The following is a 16,011-nucleotide window of genomic DNA, read 5'->3' on the forward strand; positions in this document are numbered from 1 at the left end:
TCGCCGCGGGTAACCGCGTGATGATCAAGATGTCCGAGATCACCCCGCGCACTGCGGAACTCATGAAGGACGCGGTGCCCAGGTACTTCGCCGCCGACGAACTCAGCGTCGCCACCGGTGGGCCCGAGGTGGCGGCCACATTCTCAGAGCTACCGTTCGATCACCTCTTCTTCACGGGTTCGCCAACGGTGGGCGCACTGGTGCAGCGGGCTGCCTCGTCCAACCTCGTACCCGTGACGCTGGAACTCGGCGGCAAGAACCCCGTGGTGGTCGCGCCAGATGCGGACGTCCGACGCTCGGCGGCACGAATTGCAAAGGCGCGCATGGTCAACGGTGGGCAGGTATGCGTCTGCCCCGACTACGTCTTCGTCCCAGAGGATCGGATCGACACGTTCGTGGACGTCGCGCGCGAGACGCTTCACGGGATGTTCCCGGCGATCGTCTCCAACGCCGACTACTGCTCGTCGGTCAACGACGCCAACTTCGACAGGGTGGTCGGCCTGATCGACGATGCCCGCGCCAACGGTGCCCGCGTCGAAACCGTTGCGCCCAGCGGCGAAGTGCTTCCCGACCGCGTCACCCGAAAGATCGCGCCGACCATCGTCCGTGACGTCGACGATCGGATGAAGATCGCCAGCGACGAAGTCTTCGGACCCGTTCTGGTCGTGATGGGCTATGCCGGTCTCGACGACGCCATCGACTACATCAATCAACGACCGGCGCCCCTGGTGGCGTATTGGTACGGGCCCGACGGGGAGGACTTCCGCAACTTCGTCCGCAGCACCCGCAGCGGGGGTGTGGCGCGCAATGACTTTGCCGCGCAGATGATCCCGTCGGCAGCACCGTTCGGTGGGGTGGGTCGCAGTGGCACGGGCGCGTACCACGGCAAGGCCGGATTCGATGCGTTCAGCCACCAGCGTTCGGTGGTCGGCAGTGACCTTCCGTTCAGCCTCACCGGCTCCGCCGCACCACCGTTCACCCGGCCGATGAAGCTGTATGCGGAGGTCTCGCTGCGGATGGCGCGCCGTCGCACCAGCCGGCGGTTGAAGGGTTAGGCCCCGGCCTGCTCGCGCGCCCAGCGGTAGTCCGCCTTGCCCGCGGGACTCCGCTCGATGGCCGGCCGGAAGACCACCGCCTTCGGCAGCTTGTAGCGAGCCAATGCCGTTGCCGCATGGGCGATCAACTCGCCGGCCGTCGCGGCTGCGCCGTCGGCTAGTGCCACCACGGCAACGACCTCCTGGCCCCAACGTTCGCTCGATCTGCCTGCGACCACCACGTCGGCCACGGCCGGGTGCGAGGCGATCGCCATCTCCACCTCTTCGGCGAAGATCTTCTCGCCGCCGGAGTTGATGGTGACGGAGTCACGACCGAGCAGCTCGATGGAGCCGTCGGCGAGGTGCCGGGCACGGTCACCGGGTACCGCGTAACGCACCCCGTCGAGAACCGGGAACGTCGCGGCCGTCTTGACCGGATCGCCCTTGTAACCCAACGGAACGTAGCCGCGCTGCGCGAGCCATCCCATGCCGTCGTGCCCGGGCTCGAGCACGTGGCCGAGCCCTTCGGAGACCACGAAGGTGTCCGGTCCTGGCTTGAACGTGCCGGTCGAGACGGCGCCGGAGGCCGACATGTGCGTGAGCTGCGCACCGGTCTCCGATGATCCGACACCGTCGATGACGATCAGGCCCGGCTTCGCGTCGATCAGTCGTTGCTTGGTAGTCGGAGTGAGCAGCGCACCTCCATTGGCCACCACCGCAAGCGAGGAGACGTCGGCCGTCGTTCGTTCGATCGCCTCGGCGAGTGGTCTGGCCATGGCGTCCCCAACCACCGTCACCACCATCGCCTGTTGCCGCTCGATCGTCGCGACGACGTCGTCGGCGTCGAAGTGATCGACCACCGAGGCGAACACCACCGATTGACCCGTCGTCATGGCGGTCATGACACCCCATTGGGCGGCGCCGTGGATGAGCGGAGGAAGGACCATCAGCTTGGTCCCCGTCCCGGCCGCGGCCCGGTCGGCGATCTCGTCGTAGGACTCGGCCGCCGTGCCGCTGTACAGGTCCCGACCGCCGAACGAGGTCATGAAGATGTCGTGCTGACGCCACAGCACGCCCTTCGGCAGGCCGGTGGTGCCACCGGTATAGAGCACGTAGAGATCGTCGGGCGAAGGTTGCACCGGCGGCGCCTTGGGAGCGCTGGCGGCGAGGGCCGCTTCGTAGTCGACGGCGCCGTAGACCAGATCGTTGCCCGACCCGTCGGCGATCTGAATGAGCACCCGCAACTTCGGCAGAGTCGGCAGCATTTCGGCCACCCGGGGCGCGAACGTCGCGTGATAGAGCAGTGCCGTCGCGGCGGAATCGGTCAACAGGTAGTGCAACTCGTCCTTGACGTAGCGGTAGTTGACGTTGAACGGCGCCACCCGAGCGCGGAACGCACCGAGCAGACCCTCGACGAACTCGTTGCCGTTGTACGCGTAGATGCCCAGCGTGTCCTGACCGATTTCGTGCCCGGCGAGTGACCCACGGGGGGTCTGGCAGCCCAGGCCGCGCGAATGCAGATAGGACGCAAGGCGGTTGGACCGTTCGACGATCTCGGCGTAGGTGTATCGACGGTCGCCCTGGGTGAGCAGGACGCGGTCGCCGATCCGATCCGCGATGGCGTCGAGCACGGCCGGGACGGTGAATTCCATTGTCATCCTTGACGTGATCCTCGGGTCATGGCTGGTGGGGGAGCAGCTTGATCATCAGTCCGTTGGCCTCGCTCAACACGGTGCCGTCGGCGTCGGTCATGGTGGCGGTGATGAAGGCCTTGCGACCATCGACTCTCTCGATGTGCCCGCGGCTGATCAACGGTGCGTCGATCGGGGTGATGGCGCGGTAGTCGACGTGCAGGTAGGCGGTGCGGCTGATGGGGCGCCCAGCGGCCGAGACGACCATGCCGAAGTGCCAGTCGTAGAAGAGCGGCACGACGCCACCGTGTACCGCCATGTTGCCGCCAACGTGGAAGCGCGTGAAGTGCCCCTCCATCGTGACGCCGCCCTCGTCGGAGGACGTGATCGTCCACGGCGGCATCAGGGGATGCCCGAGGCCGGGCAGGGTGATGGCCCGGCCCGCGGGCGCCTGCCCGTCCGGGACCGCGAACGGCTCGAGGACGTCGCAGATCCCTTCGATCTGATCGGTGGCGGCCCGCCAGGTCGCCGAGTCGGGTGCGGTCGACACGGCGAGATCCTGCAGCCGCCGCACTGCGGCGGCGAACCCGTCCAATTCGGGCGGCGCCGCAACGGGTTTCAATTCTGGGAAGCCGCGGGTCTCCGTCACGATGCCTTCCATGTCGCAAGCAGTTCGTCGGTGGTGGTGATGGTGGCGAGCAGCGACAAACTGTTCTCGATCATGGCTGCACCGTATTCGGCGGGGTAGCCCGCCACGGCGTCGCGTGCCAACACGACGCGATAGCCCTTGTTGACGGCGTCCATGACGAGGTTCGGGATTGCCACGTTCAGCGAGACGCCGACGGCGACGATCGTGGCGACGCCCATGTTACGCAGGACGGCGTCCAGATCGGTGCCACCCATCGGCCCAACGCCGTGCCATCGGGTCAGCACCAGGTCCTCCTGCTCGGGGCCGAGTTCTCCTAGCAGCGCCGCACCTTCGCTCTCCGGCGTGATGTCGACCCCCTTGCCTGCGCTGGCGAACAGTCGGGCGTTGTGATTCGAGCCGAGCCCATCGGGCCGCCGCTGGACGAGGCAGTGCACGATCCGGACATTTGCGGCTCGGGCGGCGGGCAACAACCGGACGATGTTGGGCAGGGCCTCCCGCCGAGCCTCGGCGGCCAGTACCGCCAGGCCAGCACGCGGTCCCATCACGGCGCCCTGGCACTCCTGCGTCACGACCGCGGTGTGAGCCGGGGCCACCAGGTCGGAGAAATCGGGCTTCACGAAGCGGGTGCGCTGACGGGCGGAATGTCATAGAACTGGCTGGCCCATTTACGCAGCGCCAGATACGGTTTCGCGTCGACTCGGGACAACGCCGGGTTCTCGACGTAGCGCTGGTAGCGCCAGATATCCAAGTCGTCCCACACCGTGCCGAGAAACTGCTTCTCGATGCGCTTGCGGACCGCGTCGGGCGGCACGTCGGACTGGTCGCCCGGCAACCGCGGCTCCCAGATCGAGTAGAACATGGTCGAGAAGCCGTCCTCGACCGGTGTGCAGGCGAAGATCAGCCGATGGTTGGACTGGCCGGCGAACACGCTGATCGCGCCGCCGAGTCCGAACATGTTGCTATGGATTCGCAACGCCATTTCGTCCGGATCCTCGCCGTCGGTAGCCGGCCAGCCCGTCAGGAAGCGCCATTCTTGGTCGACGATGTTCCAGTCCAACAACTTCGGCGTCACCGTTGAGCGGTGGACGTACTGGAAATGCGCACTGTCGGGCCCGTTCTCTGCCACGATCTGGGGGTGTACCGGTTCCCGCTCGGCGATCTGAGAGAACTCGGGGTAAGGCCGGTAGTAGGCCTGCGGGTCGGTCTCGTACTGCGGAAACGACGTGAAGATGTCGGGCATCTCCCACTGCGGTTCGACGCCGAGAGGGTGATGCCAGACGAACACGCAGTCGTACTGTTCCCTGACGGGGTAGACCCGCAGCTTCAGCCCTCGGTTGGGCCGATCCGGCTGATAGGGAATGAAGCGGTTGGTGCCGTCGGGTCCCCAGCGCCAACCGTGAAACGGACACTCCACGCAGTCGCCGACGACGGTGCCGCCGTGCCCGAGGTGAGCGCCGAGGTGCTTGCAGTGGGCCTCCATGACGTGCAGGTCGCCGGACGCGTCGCGGTAGGCCATCAGCTCTTCGCCGAAGTAGTTCAGTGGCCGCGTGTGACCAACGGGGAACTCCGGCGACCAGCCAACCATGAACCAGCCGGTGACCTTCCACGTGAACGGAACCTTCACAGGCGTTGGCCCTCCACTGCTCGCACCCTCTACTGTAAGAGTTACGGTAACACGGGGTGGGTCCGGGTCAGCGGGCTCGGGAAGACCTTGGGAAAGCTGGCAAGGACGTGATCGAACCGAAGGTGCGGGTGCCCACGACGGCTGGCGCCGTTCGCGGTTTCAAGCGGGCCGGCGTCACCAGGTGGCGGGCCATCCCCTGTGCGCGGGCACCGCTCGGGCCATTGCGATTCCGCGCGCCACTGCCGCCATTGCCGTGGCGTGGCGTGCGGTTCTGCGACGACTTCGCCAACTGCGCGCCGCAGGATCCCCGCTACGCGATGCTGAGTCCCGGTGTCAGGCAGCCGATGGGGGAGGACTGCCTGACGCTCAATGTGGTGACCGCCACCGACGGGTCCGACGGACCGTTGCCCGTGATGTTCTTCATCCACGGTGGCGGTTACATGTTCGGGAGCTCCGCGACCGGGATCTACGACGGCGCCGCGCTGGCCCGCCGGGGCTGTGTGTACGTGTCTGCGAACTACCGACTGGGGGCGCTCGGGTGTCTCGATCTGTCGGCGCTGTCGACGCGGGAGCATCCGATCGATGCCAACCTGTTCCTACGCGATCTCGTGATGGCCCTGCGCTGGGTTCGGGACAACATCGCGGAGTTCGGTGGCGATCCGGACAACGTCACCATCTTCGGTGAGAGCGCCGGCGCGCACGCCGTCGCGACACTCCTTGCGGTGCCGGAGGCGGGCGGCCTGTTTCACCAAGCGATCTCGGAGAGCCCCCCTGGTGGGCTCATCCGATCCGTCGACGCAGCAGCCGAACAGGCACGACGATTCCTCGAGACGATCGGCGTCGATCCCGCCGACGGCGCTCGGGCTGTGATGACCGCCCGGCCGTCGTTGCTCGTCAGGTCACTCGAACGCCTGATGTTGGACACCATCGAGAAGACGCCGGACTCATTCGGCATCGGGGCCACCTCCGGCACCGATCAGCTACCCGTCGATCCGATTGAGGCGATGACGAGTGGTCAGGCGCACCGGGTCCCGTTGATCGTCGGTAGCAACGCCAAGGAGGCCAGCCTGTTCGCCAGGTTCATGGATCACCTGCCGACGAATCAGCGGGTCATCGAACGCCTGCTATCCGACATGGAACCCGCAGCGGCGCAGCGGATGCGGGCGTCCTACCCGGGATACCCGCATCGCGACGCATGTCTCTCCTTCGGTACGGACTTCACCTTCGGACGGCATGCCTGGCAGTTCGCCGAAGCGCACAGCACCCATGCTTCGACGTACCTGTATCGGTACGACTACGCGCCGCGCACGATGAACTGGTCGGGGTTCGGCGCCACCCATGCCAGCGAACTGCTTGCCGTGTTCGACGTCTACGCGACCCGGACGGGCTCGATGCTCACCGTTGCAGGCGACTGGCGCTCCGCTCGCGACGTCAGTCGGGACGTGCAACGGCGGTGGCGATCGTTCACCCGGTCGGGTGTGCCCGGCGAGGATTGGCCGCGGTACTCCGGGTCCGACCGCGCGACGATGATCTTCGATCGGCGCTCGCGGGTGGAACGCGATCCGACTCCGCTGCGGCGACAGGCGTGGGCGGACGCCGCCGTGCGGTGGAAGGCGCCGCATAGTCCCGAATGATCCTCTTGCGCACCGCATTCAGACCGTCGTCGAGTGGGTACGCGTCGGCGAAAACGATCCAGTGATAGGCCACGCCCAGGCCCGCGGTGCTGATGTCGGTGACGGCGGAGTCGACGTCGACGTCGGTGCGTACGGAGCCGTCGCGGACGCCGGCCCGCAGGCCGGTCTCGACGGTCGCGGCGCCGCGCGTCAGCCAGTCCTGCATGCGAGGACGAATCGGGGAGGTCGACTTCACCGCCTCGAACGTCAACACGAACATCGCCCGCAGAAACTCGCGGTCCTCGTCGTAAAGCCCGGTAATCCGCTTGAAGTGCCCGAGAGCCTGCTCCAACCCGTTCTCGCCGTGTTCGTCGGCGGTGTCGAACTGCGCCTCGTACGTCGTGCGAAACAGCGAGTCGAGGATGGCGTCCTTGCTGCCGTACCTGGCGTGGACCATGGCCCTGCTGTAGCCGGCGCGACGACCGATCTCAGCCGCTGTCGTTGCCTCCCAGCCCTTCTCGGTGATCAGCTCGGCCGCTGCGGCGATCAGTTTGTGACTCGAAATCTCCACGCGCTGAGGCTGGGTGAGGCCGCGGGCGGGGGAGGGCACCCTTGCATATTAGACGCTCGACAACTAACTTAGTTGTTCATCGTCAAATACCTCGAAGGGGAGGTGCTGGTGAACTCAGCCATGGCGGCGGTGCCTGCCGGCATCGACGACGTGACTGCGCCGTGGCTCAGTGACCTCCTGCGCGCCGACGTCGTCGGGATTCGGGCGGAACGCATCGCACTGCTGGGTTGGGAGGTCTTGCCCGAACGGTCGCGCCAACTGTGTCTAACTCTGACCGACCGCGCGATGGCCACCATCGACGAGATCGACGCAGTGGAGGTATTCGATGACTAGCCCGGTGCGGACCGCGCGTGAAGTCGTGCAGGCCTACAACCTCGAATTGTGGAACGGCAAGAGATTCGAGCTGGCCGAGGAATTGATCGCCGACAACATGATTCGCCATGACGTCGGCGAATCGACGACGCTGACGAGGGCACAGGCGCTCAAGCGCGTCACCGACACCTGGTCCGAGATGGACTCGTTGCGGTTCGACCTCAACATCGTCATCGACGGCGGCGACGGAGAGCACGTCGCCATGGTGTGGGATTCGACCATGACCAAGGGCGAGGACGACGTGAAGGTGGCGAGCATCGAGGTCTTCCGCGTCGTGAACGGCCAGATCGTCGAAGTCTGGAATTGCGGCTACAAGCTGGGAGCGTGGGCATGACCGAACGGGTCCTCGACGAATTGGGTTACTACCTCTTGGCCGGCGCGGGTGGCGAGGGTCCGGCGTCGTTGATGGACGAAGCTCGGCGCGGCGAGGAGCTGGGCTTTGGCACCGCGTTCATCTCGGAGCGATGGAACATCAAGGAGGCCTCGTCGCTGGTGGGTGCTGCGTGCGCGGTGACCAGCCGGATGCAGATCGCCACCGCGGCGACCAATCACAACACCCGTCACCCGCTGATCACCGGTTCATGGGCCACCACCATGCACCGGCTGTCGGGCGGACGCTTCACCCTCGGCATCGGGCGCGGGATCGCAGCGATGTACGACGCCTTCGGGGTGCCTGCGGTGACGACCGCCCAGATGGAGGACTTCGCACAGGTCATGCGAAAGCTGTGGCATGGCGAGGTGGTGTTCGGCCACGACGGCCCGATCGGCAAGTATCAGGTGCTGTTCCTGGACCCCGACTTCGACGAGGACATCCGATTGGGTCTGGTGGCCTTCGGCCCGCAGACCCTCGCGCTGGGCGGACGCGAGTTCGACGACGTCATCCTGCACACCTACTTCACCCCAGAGACTCTGCAGCGCAGTGTGAAGACGGTCAAGGAAGCGGCCGAACAGGCGGGGCGCGACCCGGACACCGTGAAGGTGTGGTCCTGCTTCGCCACCGTCGGTGACCATCTGCCCGAGGAACTGCGGCTGAAGAAGACCGTCGCCCGACTCGCGACCTACCTGCAGGGCTACGGTGATCTGCTGGTGTCCACCAACGGTTGGGATCCGGCTGTGCTCCAACGTTTCCGGGAGGATCCGGTGGTCACGTCGGTCCCCGGCGGGATCGACCACAAGGCAACGGCCGCACAGATCGAGCACATCGCGACGCTGATCCCCGACGAATGGCTCGAGCCGTCGGCGACGGGATCGGCGCAGCGGTGCGTGGACCGGATCCGCAAGGAGTTCGGCTACGGTGCCGACGCCGTGATCATGCACGGCGCCACGCCCGACGAACTCGAACCGATCGTCACGGCGTATCGGGCCGGCCATTAGCGCTACCTGCCAGCAGCCGTCGCAGCGCATCGTGTAGCCGCACCTTGACGACGTCAGGGGAGAGGTCGAAGTGGCGCGCAATCTGCTCGACCGACCAGCTCGAATGACGTGCGTGAACAAGGATGACCCGTTCGTCGGCGGGCAACGACATCATCGCCTCGGCGAGGCATCGGGACGTGCTCATGGCTTCCAACGTGCCGACCCGATGGGCTGACGTCATTGCAGCTAGCTGGCATAGCCCAGGGCCTCGTTCTCGGTTCGGATCCGCACCGTCAGTACTAGGGCGTTCGCCGTGGTGAACGCGACCGCGGTCAGCCATGCCGAATGGACAAGGGGTAGTGCCACCACCTCCGCGACCACGGCCACGTAATTGGGATGGTGCAACCATCGATATGGGCCACGTTGGACGAGTGGCGCGTTCGGGATCACGATCACCCGCGGATTCCAATGTTTGCCCAATACCGTTGCGCACCACCACCGGGTGACAGTGCTCAGCATCACGATGACCAGCATCGGCCAGCCCAGCCATGGGATGAAGGGACGGTGCAGTGTCCAGACCTCGACCACGCAGCCGACGAGCAGAAGCGTATGCATCGCGACCATCGCCGGGTAGTGACCGCGACCGAACTCTTTGCCGCCCTGCGCAATAGACCAACGCGCGTTGCGTCGGGACACGACGAGCTCCACCAATCGTTCGAGCCCGATCGCGAGAATGAAGAGGTAGTACATGGTCAGGCCCTACCAGCTCAGCAGAAGTAGTTCGAAGCTGAACCCCGGCCCCATCGCGAGCATCACGCCCAGTGAACCGCTGGGCGGCGGGGTTGCGATCGTCCTACCGAGGACGTCCAGCACCGACGCCGACGAGATGTTGCCGTGCTCCCGCATCGAGTCCCAACTGTGGGCAAGGGCTTGCGGCGCCATGCCGACCGCGTTCTCGATCGCGTATAGAACCTTCGGCCCACCTGGATGGCAGACCCACGTCGTGACGTCGTCGACGGACAGTCCGTGGTCGGCGAGAAACCGGTCGACCTCTTCGCCAAGGTAGTCATCGGCCATCTTGGGCACGTCTTTGGACAACACCAGCCCGAATCCATTGGCACTGACGTTCCAACCCATGACGTCGACGGTGCCGGGAAAGAGCCGGCTCCTGGTGGCCAGTACCGTCGGGCCCGAACCTTGGGCCGGGTGGTGGGGCGTCCAGTTCGCCCCGGTGGCGATCACCGACGCGGCGCCGTCGCCGAACAGGCAAACGCCGATGAGTGCCGGGATGGACGTGTCGTCGTGTTGGAGTGTGAGTGAACACAGTTCGACCGACACCAAGGCGGCGACATGGCCGGGAAAGCCACGCAGGTAGTCGTGGACGCGGGCCATCCCGGCCGCACCCGCAACGCACCCCAACCCGAAGAGCGGGACGCGCTTCACGTCGGGGCGTAACCCGATGCTCGATGCGATTCGGGCATCGACGGTCGGCACTGCCACGCCGGTGCTCGACACCATGAAGATCGCGTCGACCTCATCAGGCCTGATGTTCGCGGCATCCAACGCCGACAGCACCGCCTGCTGACCCAACTCGGTGGCGACTTCGACGTAGGCGTCATTCGCTTCGGTGAAGCCCGCCATCGCCGGATAGCGCGAGAGCGGTAGTGCGAGGTTGCGGTAGTCCACCCCGCTGGTCTGAGCGAACCGCATGAACTCCGGTCCGCCGACCGTGGTGAGCGCGCGCGCGACGTCGTCCTGGTGGTAGCGGTGTGGCGTGAATGCCACCCCGGTTCCGGCAATGCGTGGTGCGCCGATTCTGCTGATGGCCAATGAGTCCAGCGACTCGGTTCGTGTTTTGTTCGTCATACCAATGCAGACGGCGGACGGCCCTCAGCGGTTCGACTTTCTGGAACATTGTGAAGCTAAACACCATGCGTTCGCGATGGGAATATCGGCGGCCCGGTGAGAAACATCGTGCCGAGTGAGCGATGTTGTCTCAGCTGGCATTCCGCTGAATTTTGGCTGCCAGTTTCGTGGACGGATCAGCTGTCATCGAGAATCGCCCGCCCGCCGCCACACCAGGCGGGCGTGCGTCGTGGTGCCATCGGCGCCCGCGGTGGTGGCCGACAGCGTCAGGTGGTTGCCGTCCACCGCTGCCAGTCGAAATTGAGGCTGTGCCAACAGTTCCGGCATCGTCGACATGGTCACCTCGTGGTGAAGGATCGACGTACGTTCATCGATGGTGAACCGGCCACCGTAGGCGACGTACTCGGTCAAGTCTGCCCTGGCGAGTTGGGCCGACATGAATCCATCTGCGGTGTAGAGGATCAAGCCTCGCGGCGCGGCGCCGAGCGGGCGACGTTGCTGGCCGGTGGTGTCGTCACTGGCGACGAACGACGTCAACTCCCACGTCCCGAGAATGGCTTCCCGCAGCGACGTCACGGCAGGATGACCGTGCGGCTCACGGGCTCCGCGGCCGCCTGCCTGCTGGACAGCCCACGCTGCAGGCCTGCTAGCAGGGCGTCACGGGTCTCGCGGGGGTCGATCAGTTCGTCGAAGCCGAGATGCTCGGCCGACCGATAGGACGCCTCGAGTTCGGCGTCACGCAGCTTGGTACTGAGATCGTCCTCCGCGTGGGTGGCGCGACTCAGCGCCGCCGCGCTCATCGCTCCCATCGTCGCGCCAGGGTAGGCATAGGTGGCGACCTGCTCGTCGAACCCCAACAGAGACATGACCATCGACCCGAATCCGTACGCCTTGCGCAGGGTGACGTGCAACTTCAGCGTCGTGGCGGCGGTCTGGGCCGCGAACATCCTTGCCCCGCTGCGCAATACGCCGGCGCTCTCCGACCTGCTGCCCGGCATCATCCCGGGGTTGTCTGCGAGGAACACGATCGGCAGATGGAACGAGTCGGCGACCATGATGAAGTGCGCTGCCTTGTCGGCGGCGTCTGCATCGATCGAACCGGCCATCACCTGAGGTTGATTGGCGACCACGGCCACCGGATGACCACCGAGATGGGCGAGCCCGCAGATGATGGCCCTACCGAAGCGCGGCTGCACCTCGAACCAGTCCGGGCGGTCGAAGATCACGTTCAGCACGGCGCGCATGTCGTAGACCCGGCGATTGTCACGCGAGATGACGTCGAGTAGCTCGGGGGTCGGCCGTGGCACCGTAGCCTCGTCGGCGGCCAATGCCGGGGGATAGGACCAGGCGCTCGAAGGGAAGTAGGACAGGTATCGGCGGATGTCGTCGATCACCGCTTCGTCGTCCTCGCCGACGTTGTGGATCACCCCGCTCTGGAGAGCGACGTTCGGGCCACCGAGGTCCTCCTTGGAGATCTCTTCTCCCGTCGACTCCTTGACCACCGGCGGGCCCGCAGTGAAGATGGCGCCCTGGCGGCTCATGATCCTGAAGTCGCACACCGGCGCCACCAGCGCACCGTGGCCGGCCGAGGGGCCGAGTACCGCGGCGACGGTGGGAACCTGCCCCGAACACCTGGCCTGCGCCAGCAGATCGGTCGGTGTGCGGCCGTAGTGCCCGCCGGTCGGCCGGAAGCCGGCCCCTTCGAGCAGCATCACCAGCGGAATCCGATCCCGCAGAGCGAGTTCGGCGATCCGGTAGCGCTTGGAGTTCCCACCGGGCCCGATGCTGCCCGCCAGCGTGGTGAAGTCCTCAGCGCCGACCATGATGGGCGAGCCGTTTACTTGACCGGAGCCAACGACGATGCCGTCGGCTGCGATTTCACCGCCGACCAAGGTGCCGATCTCGCGGAACGAGCCCTTGTCGAGCAGTCGATCGAGGCGGGTCCTGGCATCGAGCTTGCCCGTGTCGTGATGCTTGGCTAGCCGCTCGGTGCCACCCATCGCCCAGGTGTGCTGGCGGCGACGCTCGAGGTCGTCGAGCGTGTGCTGCCAATCCTGCGCCTTCGTCATGGGTGCCATCCTCACAGGTGGGTGCCGGTGCCGTCTGGAGTATCGGCGTTGACCATACTGAATTGCTTACTGTAGCGTCGACCACTGTGGTGAGCGGGGTTGGGTTGCTCAAGATCGACAGGGGCATACCCAGCGAACTCGGCCGGGTCCCGGCCGTGGTCGGAGCGCTCGAGCGGCGGGGCTACGACGGGTGCTGGGCGGGCGAGATCAACCACGACCCGTTCCTGCCGGTGATGCTGGCCGCCGAACACACGTCGCGTCTCGAGGTCGGAACCAGCATTGCGGTCGCGTTCGCCCGCAACCCGATGACCGTCGCCCACCTCGGGTGGGATCTGCAGGCCTACTCGGCGGGCCGCTTCAATCTTGGTCTGGGCACCCAGGTTCGGGCGCACATCGAGAGGCGTTTCAGCATGCCGTGGAGTCACCCGGTTCGACGGATGCGCGAATTCGTCCATGCCTTGCAGGCGATCTGGACCGCTTGGCAGGACGGTAGCAGGCTGGACTTCGACGGCGAGTTCTACACCCACCGGCTGATGACGCCGATGTTCACCCCGGAACCGATGCCGCACGCCTTCCCGCGGGTGTTCATCGCCGCCGTTGGCGAGGCGATGACGGAGATGAGCGGTGAGGTTGCCGACGGGCTGCTGGCTCACGCGTTCACGACGAAGCGTTACTCCCAAGAAGTCACGGCCCCGGCACTGCTGCGAGGGCTGGAGCGAGCGGATCGCGATCGCAACGCATTTCAGGTTTCCTGCCCCGTCTTCGTCGTCACCGGTGAGACGGAGGAGCAGATGGCGCACGCCGCTGCGGCCACCCGGAAGCAGATTGCGTTCTACGGCTCGACACCCGACTACCGCAAGGTGCTCGACCTGCACGGGTGGGGCGATCTGCATGCCGAGTTGCACCGGTTGTCGAGGGAAGGGCGGTGGGATGCCATGGGCCAACTCGTCGACGACGACGTGCTGCGGGCCTTCGCCGTGGTCGCTCCACTGGCCGAGGTGGCGGAGGCACTGAAAGCGCGGTGCGACGGCGTCATCGACCGCGTGCTGCCCGCGTTCCCGGCCGGGTTGTCGGAGGCGGCGATCGACGCGGTCCTCGACGAGGTGCGCAAGGAAAGTGGCGATGGACAACATCAGGGGTAGGACCGTCGCCGTCACCGGCGGCGCGCGTGGCATCGGTTACGCGACGGCGCGGGCGCTGCTCGCCCGCGGGGCCAGGGTGGTCATCGGCGATCGCGACGTTGCTCGGCTCGAGGCAGCGGTGACGAGTCTTTCCGACGCAGGCGCGGTCTCCGGGCACCCGCTGGACGTGACCGATGCGGCCTCCTTTGCGATGTTCCTGGACGAGGCCCGCGCCGACGGGGCAGGGCACCTCGACGTGCTGATCAACAACGCGGGCGTGATGCCGATCGGTCCGTTCCTCGACCAGTCGGAGCAGGCCATCCGCTCCTCGATCGAGGTCAACTTCTACGGCGTGCTCACCGGTTGTCGGTTGGTGCTGCCAGAGATGGTCGCGCGGCGCAGCGGGCACATCGTCAACGTCGCATCCCTGGCCGGGATGGTGGCCGTTCCTGGCCAGGTGGTCTACGCCGGAACGAAATTCGCCGTCGTGGGATTGTCCACCGCGTTGGCCGACGAGTTCGCCCCGCACCGTGTCGAGGTGAGCGTCGTGATGCCGCCGTTCACCAACACCGAGTTGATCAGCGGCACCGGCGGAGTCGCCGCCAACAGGCCGGCAGAGCCGGAAGACATCGCGGCCGCCATCGTGAAGGTGCTCGACAAGCCCAAGACACACGTCTCGGTGCCCGGCGGGCTGCGTTTCATCCTCGCCGTCACGAACATGCTCGGCCCACGCGGCAGGCGATGGCTGAACCGGCGCACCGGAACGGACCGGGTGTTCCTCGATTTCGATGCCGACGCGCGGCGGTCCTACGAGGAGCGCGCTCAGGCGGCTACGGGAGTGGTTGGAAACGACGATGATTGGAGCACACGATGAGCACGCCGATCATGGACGAGGCCGCGAGGGTACTGGCGGACCCGCTCGCCTACACCGATGAGGCGGCCTTGCATCGGGCACTCACCCATCTACGCGCCACGGCACCGGTGTCGTGGGTCGACGTGCCGAACTATCGGCCGTTCTGGGCCGTCACCAAGCATGCCGACATCATGGCAATCGAACGCGCCAACGACGTCTTCACCAATTCGCCACGGCCCGTGCTGATGACCGCCGAGTCCGACGAGCTCCAAGCCGGCGTCGGCATCAGCACTCTGATTCACATGGACGATCCGCAGCACCGCGTAGTGCGGGCGATCGGCGGCGACTGGTTCCGCCCGAAAGCAATGCGCGCCATGAAACTTCGCGTGGACGAGCTCGCGACGCGCTACGTCGACCACATGGCCGCAGTGGGCCCGGAATGCGACTTCGTCCAAGAAGTGGCGGTGAACTTTCCGCTGTTCGTGATGATGTCGCTACTGGGGGTACCCGAGTCCGACTTCCCGCGGATGCTGCAGTACACCCAGGAACTGTTCGGCAATGACGACGCGGAGTTCAATGCGGGGGCCTCGAAGGAGGACCAACTCGCCGTTCTGCTCGACATGTTCGGGTACTTCAACGCGGTGACCGCAGCGCGGCGCGAGCAGCCGACGGAGGATCTGGCCTCGGCGATCGCGAACGCCCTCGTCGACGGCGAGCCGCTGTCCGATGTCGACACGGTGTCGTACTACGTGATCGTCGCGACCGCGGGCCACGACACCACCAGCGCGACCATCTCCGGCGGACTGCTGGCGCTCATCGAAAACCCCGACCAACTGCAGCGCCTTCGCGACGATCCCGACCTGATGGGGCTGGCGACCGAGGAGATGATCCGGTGGGTCACTCCGGTCAAGGAGTTCATGCGAACTGCGCAGGAGGACACCATGATTCGCGGCGTTCCGATTGCGGCGGGGGAGTCGGCGCTGTTGTCCTACCCGTCGGGCAATCGGGACGAGGACGTCTTCACCGACCCGTTCCGCTTCGACATCGGGCGCGCCCCCAACAAGCACGTGGCGTTCGGTTACGGCGTGCACTTCTGTCTGGGGGCGGCGTTGGCGCGCATGGAGGTGAACAGTTTCTTCTCGGCGCTGGTACCGCGGCTCAAGTCGATCGAGTTGGCTGGCGAACCCGCGCACACGGCCACGATCTTCGTCGGCGGCCTCAAGCATCTTCCGATCCGGTACGAGCTGCGTTAGGG

General features: G+C 66.1%; 17 protein-coding genes and 1 pseudogene. 8 read left to right on the plus strand and 10 right to left on the minus strand.

Going from position 1 to position 16,011, the window contains the following annotated elements; translation table 11 throughout:
- The coding region (locus tag QOD90_RS10830) for an aldehyde dehydrogenase family protein (protein WP_526349459.1) at positions 1-1,055 on the plus strand (1,055 nt) is incomplete at its 5' end.
- Here QOD90_RS10830 and mig read toward each other — a convergent pair.
- Genes mig through QOD90_RS10850 form a run of 4 tightly spaced genes read right to left on the minus strand, consistent with a single transcriptional unit; the run spans position 1,052 to position 4,938 of the window.
- Positions 1,052-2,692: a medium-chain acyl-CoA ligase Mig gene (mig, locus tag QOD90_RS10835; protein ID WP_526349461.1), complete on the minus strand. Its 1,641-nt coding sequence runs from the start codon at positions 2,690-2,692 to the stop codon at positions 1,052-1,054. The two genes, QOD90_RS10830 and mig, sit on opposite strands and share 4 nt — an antisense overlap.
- Before the next feature lie 19 nt (positions 2,693-2,711).
- Complete coding sequence (locus tag QOD90_RS10840) at positions 2,712-3,326, minus strand: PaaI family thioesterase (protein WP_526349463.1); 615 nt, start codon at positions 3,324-3,326, stop codon at positions 2,712-2,714.
- On the minus strand, positions 3,311-3,931 hold the full coding sequence (locus QOD90_RS10845) for a cysteine hydrolase family protein (protein ID WP_526349465.1): 621 nt from the start codon (positions 3,929-3,931) through the stop codon (positions 3,311-3,313). Before QOD90_RS10845 ends, QOD90_RS10840 begins: the two co-directional genes overlap by 16 nt.
- Positions 3,928-4,938 (minus strand): Rieske 2Fe-2S domain-containing protein, encoded by a 1,011-nt coding sequence (locus QOD90_RS10850; RefSeq protein WP_526349467.1) that lies wholly within the window; start codon positions 4,936-4,938, stop codon positions 3,928-3,930. The genes QOD90_RS10845 and QOD90_RS10850 overlap by 4 nt, the downstream gene beginning before the upstream one ends.
- Positions 4,939-5,045: 107 nt before the next feature.
- Here QOD90_RS10850 and QOD90_RS10855 point away from each other — a divergent pair, with 107 nt between their 5' ends.
- Positions 5,046-6,572, plus strand: coding sequence for a carboxylesterase/lipase family protein (locus tag QOD90_RS10855; RefSeq protein ID WP_526349469.1), 1,527 nt, complete (start codon positions 5,046-5,048; stop codon positions 6,570-6,572).
- 403 nt (positions 6,573-6,975) lie between these two features.
- On the opposite strand, the pseudogene QOD90_RS10860 reads toward QOD90_RS10855, so the two are convergent.
- Positions 6,976-7,161, minus strand: a pseudogene (locus QOD90_RS10860) (TetR/AcrR family transcriptional regulator); the annotation flags it as partial.
- A 69-nt stretch (positions 7,162-7,230) separates the two neighbouring features.
- On the opposite strand from QOD90_RS10860, the gene QOD90_RS10865 reads away from it, so the two are divergent.
- Genes QOD90_RS10865 through QOD90_RS10875 form a run of 3 tightly spaced genes read left to right on the plus strand, consistent with a single transcriptional unit; the run spans position 7,231 to position 8,868 of the window.
- On the plus strand, positions 7,231-7,455 hold the full coding sequence (locus QOD90_RS10865; protein ID WP_526349471.1) for a hypothetical protein: 225 nt from the start codon (positions 7,231-7,233) through the stop codon (positions 7,453-7,455).
- A complete protein-coding gene (locus QOD90_RS10870) occupies positions 7,448-7,828 on the plus strand; it encodes an ester cyclase (RefSeq protein WP_526349473.1) in 381 nt (126 codons plus the stop codon). Before QOD90_RS10865 ends, QOD90_RS10870 begins: the two co-directional genes overlap by 8 nt.
- Positions 7,825-8,868 (plus strand): TIGR03857 family LLM class F420-dependent oxidoreductase, encoded by a 1,044-nt coding sequence (locus QOD90_RS10875; protein ID WP_526349475.1) that lies wholly within the window; start codon positions 7,825-7,827, stop codon positions 8,866-8,868. The genes QOD90_RS10870 and QOD90_RS10875 overlap by 4 nt, the downstream gene beginning before the upstream one ends.
- On the opposite strand, the gene QOD90_RS10880 is transcribed toward QOD90_RS10875, so the two are convergent.
- The 5 genes from QOD90_RS10880 to QOD90_RS10900 all read right to left on the minus strand — a co-directional run bounded on the left by QOD90_RS10880 (position 8,843) and on the right by QOD90_RS10900 (position 12,782).
- Positions 8,843-9,052 carry an RNA polymerase sigma factor gene (locus QOD90_RS10880; RefSeq protein ID WP_526349477.1) on the minus strand — a complete coding sequence of 70 codons (210 nt, stop codon included), beginning with the start codon at positions 9,050-9,052 and terminating at the stop codon, positions 8,843-8,845. The two genes, QOD90_RS10875 and QOD90_RS10880, sit on opposite strands and share 26 nt — an antisense overlap.
- Positions 9,053-9,093: 41 nt before the next feature.
- Positions 9,094-9,597 carry an isoprenylcysteine carboxyl methyltransferase family protein gene (locus tag QOD90_RS10885; RefSeq protein ID WP_526349479.1) on the minus strand — a complete coding sequence of 168 codons (504 nt, stop codon included), beginning with the start codon at positions 9,595-9,597 and terminating at the stop codon, positions 9,094-9,096.
- A gap of 9 nt (positions 9,598-9,606) precedes the next feature.
- A complete protein-coding gene (locus QOD90_RS10890; RefSeq protein ID WP_526349481.1) occupies positions 9,607-10,713 on the minus strand; it encodes a type III polyketide synthase in 1,107 nt (368 codons plus the stop codon).
- A gap of 183 nt (positions 10,714-10,896) precedes the next feature.
- On the minus strand, positions 10,897-11,289 hold the full coding sequence (locus tag QOD90_RS10895) for a lipocalin-like domain-containing protein (protein WP_526349483.1): 393 nt from the start codon (positions 11,287-11,289) through the stop codon (positions 10,897-10,899).
- Positions 11,286-12,782 carry an acyl-CoA carboxylase subunit beta gene (locus QOD90_RS10900; protein WP_526349485.1) on the minus strand — a complete coding sequence of 499 codons (1,497 nt, stop codon included), beginning with the start codon at positions 12,780-12,782 and terminating at the stop codon, positions 11,286-11,288. Before QOD90_RS10900 ends, QOD90_RS10895 begins: the two co-directional genes overlap by 4 nt.
- An 89-nt stretch (positions 12,783-12,871) precedes the next feature.
- Here QOD90_RS10900 and QOD90_RS10905 point away from each other — a divergent pair, with 89 nt between their 5' ends.
- Genes QOD90_RS10905 through QOD90_RS10915 form a run of 3 tightly spaced genes read left to right on the plus strand, consistent with a single transcriptional unit; the run spans position 12,872 to position 16,009 of the window.
- Positions 12,872-13,924, plus strand: coding sequence for an LLM class F420-dependent oxidoreductase (locus QOD90_RS10905; protein ID WP_526349547.1), 1,053 nt, complete (start codon positions 12,872-12,874; stop codon positions 13,922-13,924).
- Complete coding sequence (locus QOD90_RS10910) at positions 13,905-14,777, plus strand: SDR family NAD(P)-dependent oxidoreductase (protein ID WP_526349487.1); 873 nt, start codon at positions 13,905-13,907, stop codon at positions 14,775-14,777. The genes QOD90_RS10905 and QOD90_RS10910 overlap by 20 nt, the downstream gene beginning before the upstream one ends.
- 11 nt (positions 14,778-14,788) lie before the next feature.
- Positions 14,789-16,009 carry a cytochrome P450 gene (locus QOD90_RS10915; protein WP_526349549.1) on the plus strand — a complete coding sequence of 407 codons (1,221 nt, stop codon included), beginning with the start codon at positions 14,789-14,791 and terminating at the stop codon, positions 16,007-16,009.
- The last annotated feature ends 2 nt before the right edge of the window (positions 16,010-16,011 follow it).

The sequence above is a fragment of the Mycobacterium sp. genome, from assembly GCF_032161845.1.
Lineage (GTDB): Bacteria > Actinomycetota > Actinomycetes > Mycobacteriales > Mycobacteriaceae > Mycobacterium.